Annotated in this window: 10 protein-coding genes and 1 pseudogene; 1 reads left to right on the top strand and 10 read right to left on the bottom strand. The window is 43.8% G+C overall.

Annotated features, from left to right (window positions below):
* The 6 genes and pseudogenes from BU200_RS11005 to BU200_RS09085 form a co-directional block, all read right to left on the bottom strand.
* Nucleotides 1-175: pseudogene (locus tag BU200_RS11005) on the bottom strand (IS5/IS1182 family transposase); the annotation flags it as partial.
* Nucleotides 176-409: 234 nt separating this feature from the next.
* On the bottom strand, nucleotides 410-1,117 hold the full coding sequence (locus BU200_RS09105; protein WP_075099851.1) for an MIP/aquaporin family protein: 708 nt from the start codon (nucleotides 1,115-1,117) through the stop codon (nucleotides 410-412).
* Nucleotides 1,118-1,180: 63 nt separating this feature from the next.
* Complete coding sequence (glpO, locus tag BU200_RS09100) at nucleotides 1,181-3,013, bottom strand: type 1 glycerol-3-phosphate oxidase (protein WP_075099850.1); 1,833 nt, start codon at nucleotides 3,011-3,013, stop codon at nucleotides 1,181-1,183.
* A 15-nt stretch (nucleotides 3,014-3,028) separates the two neighbouring features.
* On the bottom strand, nucleotides 3,029-4,543 hold the full coding sequence (gene glpK, locus BU200_RS09095) for a glycerol kinase GlpK (RefSeq protein WP_075099849.1): 1,515 nt from the start codon (nucleotides 4,541-4,543) through the stop codon (nucleotides 3,029-3,031).
* A gap of 1,358 nt (nucleotides 4,544-5,901) precedes the next feature.
* Nucleotides 5,902-7,374, bottom strand: coding sequence for an AcpB/EbpR/MafR family transcriptional regulator (locus tag BU200_RS09090; protein ID WP_075099848.1), 1,473 nt, complete (start codon nucleotides 7,372-7,374; stop codon nucleotides 5,902-5,904).
* Nucleotides 7,364-8,704 carry an FAD-dependent oxidoreductase gene (locus BU200_RS09085; protein WP_075099847.1) on the bottom strand — a complete coding sequence of 447 codons (1,341 nt, stop codon included), beginning with the start codon at nucleotides 8,702-8,704 and terminating at the stop codon, nucleotides 7,364-7,366. Before BU200_RS09085 ends, BU200_RS09090 begins: the two co-directional genes overlap by 11 nt.
* Before the next feature lie 192 nt (nucleotides 8,705-8,896).
* Between BU200_RS09085 and BU200_RS09080 the strand changes: the two genes are divergently transcribed.
* The gene (locus BU200_RS09080; protein WP_075099846.1) at nucleotides 8,897-9,421 is read left to right on the top strand and encodes a GNAT family N-acetyltransferase; all 525 of its coding nucleotides are present in this window, start codon (nucleotides 8,897-8,899) and stop codon (nucleotides 9,419-9,421) included.
* Nucleotides 9,422-9,521: 100 nt separating this feature from the next.
* On the opposite strand, the gene BU200_RS09075 is transcribed toward BU200_RS09080, so the two are convergent.
* The 4 genes from BU200_RS09075 to BU200_RS09060 all read right to left on the bottom strand — a co-directional run bounded on the left by BU200_RS09075 (nucleotide 9,522) and on the right by BU200_RS09060 (nucleotide 14,233).
* A complete protein-coding gene (locus BU200_RS09075; RefSeq protein ID WP_075099845.1) occupies nucleotides 9,522-11,360 on the bottom strand; it encodes a glycerophosphoryl diester phosphodiesterase membrane domain-containing protein in 1,839 nt (612 codons plus the stop codon).
* Nucleotides 11,361-11,528: 168 nt separating this feature from the next.
* On the bottom strand, nucleotides 11,529-12,410 hold the full coding sequence (gene dapA / locus BU200_RS09070; RefSeq protein WP_075099844.1) for a 4-hydroxy-tetrahydrodipicolinate synthase: 882 nt from the start codon (nucleotides 12,408-12,410) through the stop codon (nucleotides 11,529-11,531).
* A gap of 33 nt (nucleotides 12,411-12,443) precedes the next feature.
* Nucleotides 12,444-13,514 carry an aspartate-semialdehyde dehydrogenase gene (locus BU200_RS09065; RefSeq protein ID WP_075099843.1) on the bottom strand — a complete coding sequence of 357 codons (1,071 nt, stop codon included), beginning with the start codon at nucleotides 13,512-13,514 and terminating at the stop codon, nucleotides 12,444-12,446.
* Between the two features lie 422 nt (nucleotides 13,515-13,936).
* The gene (locus BU200_RS09060) at nucleotides 13,937-14,233 is read right to left on the bottom strand and encodes a DUF1905 domain-containing protein (protein ID WP_075099842.1); all 297 of its coding nucleotides are present in this window, start codon (nucleotides 14,231-14,233) and stop codon (nucleotides 13,937-13,939) included.
* Nucleotides 14,234-14,428 lie beyond the last annotated feature (195 nt).

Here is a 14,428-nt window from a genome sequence, read left to right as displayed (position 1 = left end):
GATAGTCTAGGTGAGGACGACCGCCACGACTGATGACTTTATCTTTACGACTGAATAACTCTGACAACAAAGGAAGAAAGATATTCCAATCCATAACGGCATCCAAACGTTCTAAGGGATTGCCTTTTTCTGATAGTTTTGACAAGATTTTTTCATCGTCTGTGAATAAATGCATGACAGCTCTCCTCATTACTTTTTATTCTATTATCTCATTTTGGGGAAATTTAGGAAGTTTTTAGAGGTCCCCTTAAATTATTTTTTCTAGCTATTTCTGGGGAGCAATCAGAAAAACCTCCCCCTGTCCGAATACAGGGGAAGGCTGAAAAATGATGAGTATTTTGAGTAGCTAGTATGGGGATAACTAGCTCATTATGAACAGATCTTGTTGTTCACATTCCTTTTTCTATTCTTAGAAGACCATGCCATAGAAGATAGCTGCTAGTAAGCCTCCAATGATCGGGCCTAGGACTGGGACAAGGGCATAGCCCCAATCAGAATCGCCTTTGTGCTTCAAAGGGAGAATAGCATGCATGATCCGCGGTCCAAGGTCACGCGCAGGATTTAAGGCATAACCTGTTGGACCTCCGAGAGAAACTCCGAGAGAGACAATCAAGGCACCGACTGTCAAGGTACCAAGACCGACAGGCATGTCATAGTTGCCAAGTGCTAATAGGGCAAGAACAAGGACAAATGTACCGATTGCTTCACTGATGGTATTTGTCACAGTGTTGCGGATAGCAGGACCTGTTGAGAAAGTTGCTAGAACAGCACCAGTATCTTCTGTCGCATCATAGTGGTCTTTATACATCAAGTAAACAAGGAGACTTCCGATAAAGGCGCCGACGAATTGAGCACCGATATAAGGGAGGACAGACGCCCAAGGAAGATTGCCGGCATAAGCCATAGCGATCGATACAGCAGGATTCAAATGAGCTGGACCTAAGATACCACTTACAAAAGCTGCCATTGCAACAGCAAGCCCCCAACCGATTGTAATGACAATCCAGCCAGCATCCTTGCTCTTACTTTTATCAAGGACTACACCTGCCACAACCCCATTCCCCAATAGGATGAGCAGGGCAGTTCCGATTACTTCACCTAATAATTCTTTTGTCATATAAACTCCTTTTTATCATTTGGTTTTCGTTGAGTATTTCTTCTTGTATACTCTTCAGCTTTCCTAGTTTGCTGCTTTTAAGTAAGCCAAGTCATTCTTGACGAGAGCTTCATCTAAGAGTGCGCGTTGTACTGCTACTTCTTCTTCAGACCAATCGTAGTAGGCTGCCATTTCACGCAAGACATCATCACTAACGCTGTCTAGTTGCTCGCGCATAAAGAGCATATAGTTGGTGCGGCGTAGGAGATAGTCTACCGCTGTCAAGGTCATTTCTTCTTTCAGTGCATAATGAAGCGAGAGCAAATCACGTTGGTTCAAAGCGCTGACTGCTTCTACTTTGTGGTTCAGTGCAAAGACTTTTGGTGCATTTGAACCATACAAATTGGCAAGGTAGAGCGCATCATCATAGTGCAAGCCTTTCTTGACACCCAATTGTGCCAAATGCTCGATTTCTTCTGCTACATTGGCTGGGTTCAATTCTCCACCTGATACGGGATAGGTTTTGGAATTGATGAGTCTAAATTTGCGACCATGCTCTGCATCAAGGATTTCTGCTACTTTTTCAAGCGCGCCTTCTGCCATCTTGCGGAAGTCGGTAATTTTTCCTCCGGCAAGGGTCAACAAGCCATTGTCGTCACGGTCGAGAGCAGAACCACGGGAAACAGCGGATGGATCTAAGGTCTTTTCAGATACACTTCCTTCAAGATGGGTTAAGTCATGTTCCACATCATCGCGTGTTTTTTCATTGTTGAGATAGGCTTTGACGGTATCGATAAGGGTATTGAAGCTATCATCACTCAATTTACCATTGTTTCCACCGTTGTAGTCAGAGGCACCATTTCCAGATAGTAGCGGACGCAGACCTGCCCAGCCGCTCTCAATATCGTCGAGGGTCAAGTTTGCATCAGGGAAACGATTATTGACAATATCTAGCAAGTAATCAACATCTTCTTGGGTCACCATTGGATTTGCTAAATCGCCTGTGTAATCTGTATCTGTCGTTCCGAAATAGGTCTTGTTTTCACGCGGTAAGACAAAGACCATTCGTCCGTCTGCATGACCGGTATCAAAGTAAGTCGGTTGTGGTACTGAAAGACGTGAGCTGTCTACCACTAAATGGACACCTTTTGTTGGACGCATTTGCAATAGTCCACTGCCCTCACCGCCGAGATTACGCACCTCATCACTCCACGGTCCTGTGGTATTGATCACAAGTCGAGCACGGATCTCAAAGGTGCTGTCTGTCAAGAGGTTACGCGCGACAATTCCTACAATCTTACCATTGTCATCCTTGATAAAGCGCTCTGCTTTGACACGGCTCGCAATCAGGGCACCGTCTTTGGCTGCCCGCTTGATATTTTCAATGACGAGACGGGCATCATTATTACGGAAGTCAAGGTAGACACCACCACCGACAAGACCTTCCTGCTTCAAGTGTGGTTCACGCTCTAGGACTTCTTCCTTGGTCAACACCTTATTTGCCAAGTCTGTATTGTTCACACCTGCCAAGAGGTCATACAAATCCATAGCCACTTTTAGGCGGAACATGCTGAAAGTAGATCCCTCTTCGTCATAGACTGGGAGGAGCATTGGGTCTGGTTTTGGAATGTGGGGTGCAATTTGTTGTACCACCGCACGCTCTGAAACCGTGTCTGATACGACTTCGACATCAAATTGTTTCAAGTAGCGCAAACCACCGTGGACCAATTTTGTAGAACGGCTACTGGTTCCTTCTGCAAAGTCTTGCATTTCAATCAAGGCTGTTTCCATTCCGCTCGCTGCTGCTTGAAGAGCCACGCCTGCACCGGTAATCCCGCCTCCGATAATCAGCAAATCCAGCTGTCGATCCTGTATTTTTTCAATAGCCAGTCGTCTTGTTTCTTTTGAAAACTCCATTTGATACTCTCTTTTCTATTCTTCTTCATCTAGTTCTGCAAATAATTGTGTTGCTGCGACAGCTTTTTTCCAACCCTTGTATAATTGTTCCTTGCGGGCATTATTCATTGCTGGTTGGAAAGATTGACCAACGGCATTCAAGGTCTTCAATTCCTCTAGGTCTTTCCAGAAGCCAACTGCCAATCCTGCAAGGAAAGCTGCTCCGAGGGCTGTTGTTTCTAGATTTTTCGCTCTTGCAATTTCAATGCCTAAAATATCTGCTTGGAACTGCATGAGGAGGCTGTTCATAGCTGCACCACCATCTACTTTCAAGACAGAGATTGGCATGCCGGAATCAATCTGCATCACATCAATGACATCCCGCACTTGGTAAGCAATTGATTGAAGGGTTGCTTTAACAAAGTCTTCCTTGGTCGTTCCACGTGTCAATCCAAAGACGGATCCGCGTGCTTCTGAATTCCAATACGGTGCACCAAGACCTGTGAAAGCTGGTACCACATAGACTTCGTCATTGCTGGTGGACTTGCGGGCTAGTTCTTCCGATTCAGGAGATTCATTGACCATGCGCATACCGTCACGCAACCATTGAACCGCACTACCTGCAATAAAGACAGATCCCTCAAGGGCATAGTAAACCTTGCCATTGATACCGTAGCCGATTGTTGTCAAGAGACTATTTTCAGACAACTGCATTTCTTCACCGGTATTCATGACAATGAAAGAACCTGTTCCATAGGTATTTTTCACCATACCAGGCTCAAATGCCAATTGTCCGAACAAGGCTGCCTGCTGGTCTCCTGCCATCCCTGAAATCGGTACCTCTGCACCGTAAAAATGAAATGGTGCAGTCTTGCCATAAATCTCTGAATTAGACTTGACCTCTGGCAACATAGCTTTTGGAATGTTCAAGAGTTCAAGAATCTCATCATCCCACTTGAGTTCTTTGATGTTGTAAAGCATGGTTCGGGCTGCATTGGAATAATCCGTTACATGGCAACGGCCATTGGTTAATTTCCAGACAAGCCAAGTATCAATGGTACCGAAAAGAATTTCTCCTTTTTCTGCTCTTTCTTGCGCGCCAGGAACCTGATCCAAAATCCAGCGTACCTTGGTTGCAGAGAAGTAGGCATCAATGACCAAACCTGTCTTTTTATGGATCATGTCTGAATAGCCGTCGTGTTTCAACTGGTCTGCAAGGTGGGCTGTCTGACGAGATTGCCAGACGATAGCGTTGTAGATCGGCAGACCTGTCTCTTTATCCCAGACAACTGTTGTTTCACGTTGGTTGGTGATACCGATCCCCTCGATTTGCGAAGGGTTAATCCCACTTTCGATAAAGGCTCCTGCAATGACAGATTGAACCGAGTTCCAAATCTGATTGGCATTATGCTCTACCCAGCCTGGCTTTGGAAAAATTTGCGGAAATTCCTTTTGATAACTGCCGACCTTCTCACCTTTTTTATTAAAGATGATCGCACGTGAGCTTGTCGTGCCTTGGTCAATCGCCATAATGTACTTTTCTTTTGTCATGGAAAACCTCCAGTATGTATTTTTGAAAACGCTTCCGTTTTCTAGTTATCCCTATTGTACCCTATTTTTTCCACTAGCCCCTATCAAAAAATATTATTTCTAAAAAATTTCTGATAGGAATAACAAGATACGAGAGCGTTAAACAACTCCTAGACAAAATAGGCAATCGAAGCAGGGTGTCTTGCACCCAATGAGATTGATCTTTTTGTCAGCGAGTTGTAGCTCGAGTTCAGTTACACAAGATGCAAGGGCGTTAAGCGAGCAAAGCAAAAATAGGAGTTTTGACGAAGAACCACAAGTTCTAGGAAAAACTATCTTTTTTGCACAGCTCGTAGCCCGAGTTCAGTTACACAAGATACGAGAGCGTTAAACAACTCCTAGACAAAATAGGCAATTGAAGCAGGGTGTCTTGCACCCAATGAGATTGATCTTTTTGTCAGCGAGTTGTAGCTCGAGTTCAGTTACACAAGATGCAAGGGCGTTTGACACGAGTTGCACTCGTTCTATCTCCAACCTTCCACAGTCTATCCTTAGACTGGGGAAGCAACTCCTAGACAAAATAGGAGGCCGAACAGAAGCTTTAGCTTCGTCGTGAGACCCCCACAAGGGCAACTAGATTGGCGTGTTAGCGACAATCAGATGCCTACTGTGATGTATCTAGATTTACTCAACTTTCTGACTACGCTTTGTCAGCGAGTTGTAGCTCAAATAAGATACAGAGGACGTAAAGAGCAAAGTAAAAATAGGAGATTGACGATGTGTTCCATAAACACGAGGAAATCTATCTTTTTTACACAGCTCTTAGTCCGTGTTCAATTATAAAATATGAAGCCATTAAAAAAGCGACCGAAAATAGGAAATACGACGAAGAAGCTAGTGAGAGTTTGCTTCGCAAACTTCTATCTTCCGCCTTTAAAGGTATGCTATACCTTTAGAGCTAGGAGTATTTATCCCTAAAGGGAGCCACAGCTGTAACTAGCTAAAGCTAGAACACCTGCGTCTCTTTTTTCCGAGCTTTTAGCCCGAGTTCAATTACATCAAGATGTGAAGCCGTCGAAAACCGAACGAAAAATAGGAAATACGACGCAGAAGTCTCTGCTTCTAGGAGTATTTATCCCTAAAGGGAGCCACAGCTGTAACTAGCTAAAGCTAGAACACCTGCGTCTCTTTTTTCCGAGGTTTTAGGCTGAACTCAATTACACAAGATACAAGGACGTTAAAAAAGCGACCGAAAAATAGGAAACATGACGTAGAGACTAAAGAGAGTTTGCTCCACAAACTTCTATTTCCCGCCTCTAAAGGTATACTATACCTTTAGAGCTAGGAATGTTTATACCTAAAGGTAGCCACACCTGTTTTCATCTTCTTTCTATCGAAAAGATGCTGGCTTTGAGGAAGCGGTGGGTTTGTTTTTCCTTTTGTTCTTGAAGCTGGGCAATTGTTTTTTTCAATGCTAATAAGTCACTGGCAGACAATCTTCTATAAAAGGAATAAGAAGGCACGTCTACGAGCTCAGGTTCGTCTGATATTAGTAGGTCATAGTCGCTAGAGGCTGAAAAGGGTTCGATAACAACAGCGTGCTTGCGCTCAAACTCTCGTTGTAGTTGATATAAAATCGGATCAGCAATAATGGGGGACAAGCAGGAGATAAAACCGATTCGCACCACTACTGGCTGAACCTGACTAAGGTAATCAAACAATCCTGCCAAATTAGTCACTTCCTCCTCGTATTGAAACACAAGACTGGGAGATTGAGGCTGGTAAATTTTTTCTAAAACCGTTGATAATAACGAACGGGCACTTGTCAGTTGACACTGATTTCCATGAGGAACAGGCGCCTCCAGACTTCCCTTAAAAAAGTAGACGCTTCCTAGGAGCTGGTTGAGATAGTAGAGAATCTGCTCGTGGATGGGTAACTGATGGCCTAACTCCTCCCGAATGGTCTGGTAACACCAGGTGGTCGCTTCTCGAATCGGGCCACCAAAGGCTAAGATGCGCTCAACCTTCTGCGGTGCTAAAATGGATTGACTGACCAAAAAGGCAAATAGGCTCATCACCTCCCCCTCGCGAACGATAGAGGGTTGGTATTGAGAAAGGGTTAGGGCAAAGGAGCGTAATTCTTGATACCATTTCTGTTGTATGTAAGACTTCATCAACTGGATCAAGTCGCTAAAATCCACATCCTGCCCTCTCATGCGTCGCTGGGAAATACCGAGCCAAAGAGATAGCTGGAGAGCTTGACGGGGATTAAACTTGGTATCAAAAAAACGTTCAAAAAGCGGGAGATAGGAGGCGATCTGGCGGAAATGGGGACATGTTCTGACACGAGATAGGGTCTTTGTTTGGAGAAAGAGCTGGTAATAGAAATAGCGGATCTGCAACTCACTTCCCTTAAAACGACCATTGCGTATGCTAATCTGAAAATCCTGCAAGAGGAGATTGAGGGCAGCCAATTGCCGATTGAGACTGGCCTCACTTATCAGCAGATGTTGCGCCAAAGCTTGAATGGCAAATTCTTCCCTATCAAAAAGATAGAGCAGAATTTGGTACTTGGTACTAAACTGACATAAATAAGCAATCCAGTCCGCCCGTAAGAGGCTATCTTTCCTCTCATAGCTTACTTCTTCTTCTCTTACCTGAAATGATAACCCCAGATTGGCTTGTCGCACTTGCTCATCAAATGATTCAATATAGCGAATCAAGGTGGTACGGGATAGTGCGAGTTCCTGACTTAATCCCTTTAAGGAAAGACTGGAGCGACTATCTCTTAGACGCTCTACCAGAAGATAGATCGCCCGCTCTCGTTTTTCCAAAAGATCTTCAATTCTCATGGGTATTCTCCTCTTGGCGGTGAAGATAGAGCTGGCAAGCCTCTGTCACAATGGGAACAAGACTGGTATATCGAGGTAAACAGAGCCAGCTTTGCTCCACCATGTCTTGAGCCGTCATCCCATTTGAAATGGCGAGTGCCAAGGTATTCATCTGATGAATATGGCGGGAGGTAGAAATCAACTGACCACCCAGTAGGCGACCATCTGATCGTTGGACAATCAATTTAAAGGTTAATTCCTCTATTTCCCACTGGCTGAAAGGGGCTTGTAGAACAACGGTATCAACATCTGTCCAAAGCTGCGCTTGGCGCTCCGTTAGACCAACGCTTGTGATATTGTAACCGAAAAGGTGACTGGAAACGATTCGTTGCACCTCCTGTAAAGGTCGTTGTTTTCTGACTAAATTATGGGCTACCAGCCTCCCTGTCAACATGGCATGATTGATGAGTGGGAGGTAGGCCCTACCAAAAAAGGCAAAGGGAAGTTGGATAAGGTCTCCAATCGCAAAGATATGGGGTTGACTGGTTTCTAGATAGTCGTCAACGATAATCGTCTGGTCGGGATTGCAGTCTAGAATTTCCCGCACCATATCTGTATTAGGCTGAAAGTTGGTCGCAACTAGCAGATAGTCCGCTTCATAACTACCTTTTAGGGTATCCACCTTGACCTTATCCCCCCTTGACGACAGGCTGATATTCTCCACCACTTCCGCCGTGTGTAGGTCAATTTTGCGCTTTTTCAACTCCGTTTCAATCCCCGCCATCATATCTGCGTCTACATATTTAGCCAAGTGAGACGTTTCTGCTTCAAAAATGCGGAGAGAAAGGGGCATTCGGCTAAGGGCTTCGGCACTTTCTAAGCCGATCTGTCCCCCACCGATAATCATAACGGACTGGGCTTCTTCAAGCTTTTTCTGGCTTTCTTGGGCATCTGAAAAATACTTGGAGGACAAGAGCCGACTTTGGAGTTTTTCATCTTCAACCTTCCAAACTTGCTTGGCACCCATAGCTAAAATCAGAACATCATAGGCTTCTTTGATGACGTCTTCACCCTTTTCAAAGGTGAGCAACTGGTTGTCAGGATCTACTTGAACCAGCTTGGTCTCTAGCCGCACATCAATCGTCGTCTGCTGAACTTGACGCCACAAGTCACTACGTGCTTCTTCAATATGTCTTAATTCGCCCTTTAATTGCCAGTTGAGGACATTTGGAAAAAAGCCGACCTCTTTTTCCTTGTCGACCAAGACAATCTGTGCTTTAGGATACATTTGGTCACACTCCAAGGCAGCACTCATCCCTGCAAATGAAGCGCCCACAATGATAATTTTCATAGTATTTCCTCCGTTTTTTCCTATTATACCACAAAAATTGTAAGGGGTTACAAGCGGGATTTTAACCTCTATTTCATTTCGTTTTCTTTCTAGTCTTGAAAATGATATACTAGGCAGTAACTGAAGTCGTCTTTACTCAAGCTAGGCTCAAGCTAGGTTCACAGCAGTAGCTGACTTTTAGGAGGTGGATAAATGAAAGTATATAAAAGGGATGAAATCTACGACATCATCGATCAGGTCTCTGGGCTATATGATGAAATATATCGTCATGAACTTCAAAAGCCGCACTCCTTGAAAAGGAGGATTGAATCCAGTCTATCATTAAATCTGTCTCCCTTGATAATAACAGTAGAATGTGAGGGGCAGCTTGCAGGCTTTCTGTTTGGCTTTGATTTTAGGAAAGAAAATTGGTGGGCAAAGCAAGTCAACAAGATTCTTCCAAAAGGGATTGACTGGTATCACCACTCCTTTGAGTTAAATGAGCTATGCGTTGCTAAAGACTATCGAGAAAAAGGTATTGGCTATCAGCTGATGAGCTATTTAGCAACAACCGAGTATGACTATCTTTTGCTAAGCGTTAGAAGCACCAATACTCCTGCTATTGCCCTCTATGCAAAACTTGATTACCAGCTTATCCAAGAGGAGTTCCAATTTGAGGGATCAGAACCCCGCTTCCACATCATGTATAGACAGAATCAGGGGAAAAGAACTTCTTGAGGGGAGACATAGACAGACACTTTAAAAGGATAAGGGGCACTATTCAAATAGCGCCCCTTATCCTTATTTTTCTCATAAAAATTTACTCCGCTAGAGAATGTTATCCGAAAATGCTATCAATGATGAGCTCCAAATCACTTCGTTCATCCCTAGTTTTCAGACCTTCTTTCACTGCCAAGACGTCATCTGTGATGATACCATCGACATCAGAATTGACAAAAATCCGAATGGATTCATCCGTATTAACAGTCCAAACAACAACTTTCTTCCCCTTGGCTTTCAGCAAGGCGACTTTCTCTGGCTTTGCTTCCCTTTCTTCCATAATGAGGTAGTCTCCTTTTAGATCCTCAATTTGTCCAAGGGCAAAATAATAGAGATAGCCCGACTGAATTTCTGGATAGGTCGCTTCGATATACTCTATTATCTCGTAGTCAAGAGACAGCAAGACAGCTTCTTTCTCCATTTTTTCTGCCTTAATAAGGGCGACCATATCATCAACCATTTTCTTATCAGCTGTCTTGCCTTTTAACTCTATAAAAAGCCCTATTTTTCCCCTAGCCACATCAAGGACTTCCTCAATGGTTGGGACGGGTTGAGCAGGCTGACTTGGATCAAACTCATTGTTGACTTTTAAGCCTTTGCTCTCTTTCAAGGTCATTTCAGAAGAGGTTCGTGGATCTCCCGCAACCCTTTTAAAATCAGCATCATGGTTCAAAATGTAGAAGCCATCTTTGGTGCGCTGAACGTCAATTTCTGTCCACGAAACATCCTGTTTGGTCGCTTCTGCAATCCCCTGAAGGGTATTTTCAGCACCTAGATTGCCACCAGCACGGTGAGCAATCACTTCAATTGGATGTTTCTGATTAAAAATTTCTTCGAAATAGTAAGTTAAAAAAGCAGATATAAGTAGGTTAAATACAAGGACTAAGAGAACTGCAAGCGTAATGGTGACCTTATTCCGCAATTTAATCCTATGCTTCACTCCATCTAGCCAAGCGCTGGCTTTTAGATTCCTTGTGAGTTTGACCTCATTTCCCCTCTCCTCATTATAGAGGTAAAATAGATGTGTAATGATAGAAATGAGCAGCGGTGTCACGATAAATGCCACAAAGGTTGTGATCTGGGTGAGAGAAAGCAGGGTGAACATCAGTAAAAATCTCACACCATGAGGATTGTCTACCAATTGGAGTAAGATAAGGCACAGGAGTCCGACTGCTATTGCTAATGGCAAATAGGGTAGTATGATTTTTTTAATGCTAGCTACAACTAAATCCTTCAAAAATCGTCTACCATGTGTTTTAGTAAGAGCGGCTGAACTCTTTAAGGCTTCCCTAACCTTCTTCCCCTGAATTAAGATATAGTGAAAAACAAAAATAAAGCGATAACTGATATAGGTAAAGACCAGCAAGGAAAGGCTATAACAGGTCAAGTAAAGCGGATTTGCATAGATGACTGATGTAATAAAATTGGGAATCTGAAACTGCTGCATGGGTGATACCGTAATGCCTAGACCAATAATTGGAAAAATCAAGGCAATATAAATCATCATTGCTAAGCCAGAGAAAGTTAGAAACTCTTTAAGAGAGGTGACCGCAACCCGTAATATGTGTCGCACTGTCATTTCAACCTTGCCCTCTTCAATCAAGGCGCTAATCAAAATAAAGCTATTGATATCTAGGGCAACCAACATCATCAGCAAAATCATGGTCGCAATCATCAGTCCAAAGCCATTGAAACTAAGTAAAAACCTGATGAAGTCGCCACTTGAGATCACGGTACGACCAGACTGGTGCAACAAAGTAGTAACCAGCGCAAAATAGATTGGGTAAATGATGAGCGCTAGTATACTCTTGGTTAATAATTGATACTTGATAAAGAGCCAAATCACTTTTCCTTTATAGGCAAGAGTCTCCGACGCTTTATAGGGGGTGTGAGCCATGACTATTTCCTTAATATTTTTCTTCTTTAGCAAAGCATGAAGCTGGTTTCATAGCTCGCTGTTTCCATCACAGGCACACTTTTGTGTACTCTTCGCGCTGTATCCTAACTGTCATAGGTTACTCCAGCTTGATAGTTCGTAATGGAATGTACTCTTTTTAGAGTTTTTCTATTTCTCCATGACCGTGATGATCGCTTGTGCTTCTTCTTCTGTACAAGCAACCAGTGGCAGGCGCAGTGACCCTACTTCAAATCCTTGGTGATTAAGGATTGCTTTTAGAGGTGCAGGACTTGTCGTTGAAAAGAGAGCATCCACTTTTGGCAATAATGCGCGGTGAATAGCTGCTGCCTCGGCTACATGTCCCTTGTCCAAAGCTGCAAACATCGCATAGAAATCATCACCATTGGTATGAGCAGCTACACTAATGACACCTTGGGCACCTAAGGCTTTGGCATGGAAAGCCTCGCCATCTTCACCAGTATAGACCAGAAAATCTTCAGGAGCATTTTCTACCAAGTGAGAGATGGTGGCTAGCCCTGTACAATCCTTAATCGCAATGATATTTGGATGTTGGGCTAAGCGGAGCGAGGTTTCCACTGTTAGACCTGCCACCGTACGCCCTGGTACATTATAGACCATAATCGGGAGGCTGCTAGCATCCGCAATCGCCTTATAATGCTGATACAGCCCTTCTTGACTTGGCTTGTTATAGTAAGGGGTTACTGCAAGTCCAGCTACAAATCCACCAAAGGCTGCTACTTCACGCGCAAATGCAACCGAATCCCGTGTATCATTGGTTCCAATCCCTGCGATTAGAGGCACACGCCCTGCCACAATACGTTGAACTTCTGCAAAGAGTTCTAATTCTTCCTCGTGGGTTAGAGTTGGACTTTCTCCTGTTGTCCCTGCTAAGATCAAACCTTCTGTATGATGGGCAAGTAGGTATTCAATCAACTTAGGCAATGCTTGAAAGTTGATACTTCCGTCCTCATGAAAAGGCGTAACAAGCGCCGTGATAATGCGCGCTTTTTTCAAATCTTCTAATGACATTGCTTTCCTCCTAAGTGATGTTGTTGTTGAGCTTTATTCAAAAACAAGTTCTTGGGCTGGTCGAACCAAACCGCGTTCATGCAGTGTTTCAGCGATTTGAACAGAATTCCAAGCTGCTCCTTTCAAGAGATTGTCAGATACAACCCACATGTGGATTCCTTTTTCAGCATCCAAGTCTTTACGGATACGGCCGACAAAGGTTTCGCGCTTGCCTACTGCATTGATAGCTTGCGGATACACTTGATGCGCCACATCATCTTCCAAGACTGCTCCTGGAAAGGCTGCAATAGCCGCCTTGACTTCGTCAATCGGTGCTATTTCTTTGGTTTCAATATAGACAGATTCTGAATGAGCGGACAAGACTGGAATACGGACACAGGTTGCAGAAACAGCGATACTCTCGTCCTCCATAATTTTCTTGGTTTCCTTGGTCATCTTCATCTCTTCATAGGTATAATCATTGTCGGTAAAGACATCAATTTGAGGTAGCGCGTTAAAGCCAATCGGGTAATGTTTTTTGTCTCCACCAGACGGTAAGATCCTTGCTTCTACATCTTTTGGTGCTACTCCGTCATTTAAGACTGCACGCAGTTGCGCTTGGGTTTCCAGAATCGCCCCCATACCTGCTCCAGAAACGGCCTGATAGGTCGATACAATAATTCGATCCAAGCCCCATTTTTGACGGACTGGCTCTAAGGCTACCATCATCTGGATGGTGGAACAGTTTGGACAGGCAATAATTCCTTTGTGGGCATCTAGCGCATGCGCATTGACCTCGGGTACGACAAGTGGCACATCAGGATGCTGACGGAAATAAGAAGTGTTATCAACCACAACGGCTCCCGCCTTGACAGCATGAGGAGCATATTTAGCAGATGTCGATCCACCTGCTGAGAAAAGGGCAATATCGACACCCTCAAAGGCATGCTCTGTCGTTTCTTCAATCGTCACATCCTGCCCTTTGAATTGTAAGACCTTACCTGCTGAACGAGCAGAGGCTAAAAACCGAACCTTGTCAATCGGCAGGATTGACTCTTCCAACATCTGAATCATCTGTGCCCCAACGGCACCAGTTGCACCAACAACAGCTACTGTATATCCCATAACATACCTCTTTTTTCGAATTTTCTAAAAATTTTTATATGCTTGCTATTATACACTTTTTTTCAGCAAATGAAAAGAGATTCAGACAAAAAAGCTTCAGAAATAATAGCAAAAAAGACCAAGATGTTTCTTGGTCTAAGGGCACTTTCGTGTGATAAGCAGGTTCACACAACTTATCAAGATCCGCTCCTGCGTTTTGACCTCCCTAGCGTGAAAGTGGCTACTGCCACATTCGGCTCATCGCATAGTCCTATTATAGCATATTTCCCCAGTGATGCAAGCTATACCTTCCGGCTTACGATTCACATTGGGCGCAAGATCTACTCTCTTACCTCTAAACCGATACTATACTTCTAAGGCACACACTCAAAAAATAGAATCTTGATCGCTAACTCCCCTCTAACTTCGTCAGATTTCTCTTTTTATGGCTTCTTTTCCTCTCGGGGGCGGATCACCACCTCCACCCTATCTCCTGCTTCTTTCCCAATTTTCTGGCGGATCTTCTTCGGAATCCCGATAAGATAGCAAATAGCACCATCTTCGTCCTTGACACCCATGTTTACTATTGACCCGTCGTAGAGCTCGCCATCAAATAGAGCTTGAACCTTGAGACGCCCCCTGCCAAATTCCTTTCGAAGATTGTAGGGAAATATGATATAGGCTCCCCCCTTGTCTAAGACAGGGTGAATCTCGGCTTGAAATCTATATTCTTTGTTCATTCTTTTCTTATACTCCTCTATAAGGGGACCTCTAAAAACTTCCTAAATTTCCCCAAAATGAGATAATAGAATAAAAAGTAATGAGGAGAGCTGTCATGCATTTATTCACAGACGATGAAAAAATCTTGTCAAAACTATCAGAGAAAGGCAATCCCTTAGAACGTTTGGATGCCGTTATGGATTGGAATATCTTTC

The organism is Streptococcus acidominimus (assembly GCF_001921825.1).
GTDB classification, from domain to species: Bacteria; Bacillota; Bacilli; order Lactobacillales; family Streptococcaceae; genus Streptococcus; species Streptococcus acidominimus.
Note: the sequence above shows the minus strand (reverse complement) of the source record. Positions and strands in the feature narration are given on the sequence as shown.

Coding starts and splice junctions, on each gene's coding strand:
- BU200_RS09105 (WP_075099851.1), bottom strand. CDS start 1,117: ATGACAAAAGAATTATTAGGTGAAGTAATCGGAACTGCCCTGCTCATC.
- glpO (WP_075099850.1), bottom strand. CDS start 3,013: ATGGAGTTTTCAAAAGAAACAAGACGACTGGCTATTGAAAAAATACAG.
- glpK (WP_075099849.1), bottom strand. CDS start 4,543: ATGACAAAAGAAAAGTACATTATGGCGATTGACCAAGGCACGACAAGC.
- BU200_RS09090 (WP_075099848.1), bottom strand. CDS start 7,374: ATGAGAATTGAAGATCTTTTGGAAAAACGAGAGCGGGCGATCTATCTT.
- BU200_RS09085 (WP_075099847.1), bottom strand. CDS start 8,704: ATGAAAATTATCATTGTGGGCGCTTCATTTGCAGGGATGAGTGCTGCC.
- BU200_RS09080 (WP_075099846.1), top strand. CDS start 8,897: ATGAAAGTATATAAAAGGGATGAAATCTACGACATCATCGATCAGGTC.
- BU200_RS09075 (WP_075099845.1), bottom strand. CDS start 11,360: ATGGCTCACACCCCCTATAAAGCGTCGGAGACTCTTGCCTATAAAGGA.
- dapA (WP_075099844.1), bottom strand. CDS start 12,410: ATGTCATTAGAAGATTTGAAAAAAGCGCGCATTATCACGGCGCTTGTT.
- BU200_RS09065 (WP_075099843.1), bottom strand. CDS start 13,514: ATGGGATATACAGTAGCTGTTGTTGGTGCAACTGGTGCCGTTGGGGCA.
- BU200_RS09060 (WP_075099842.1), bottom strand. CDS start 14,233: ATGAACAAAGAATATAGATTTCAAGCCGAGATTCACCCTGTCTTAGAC.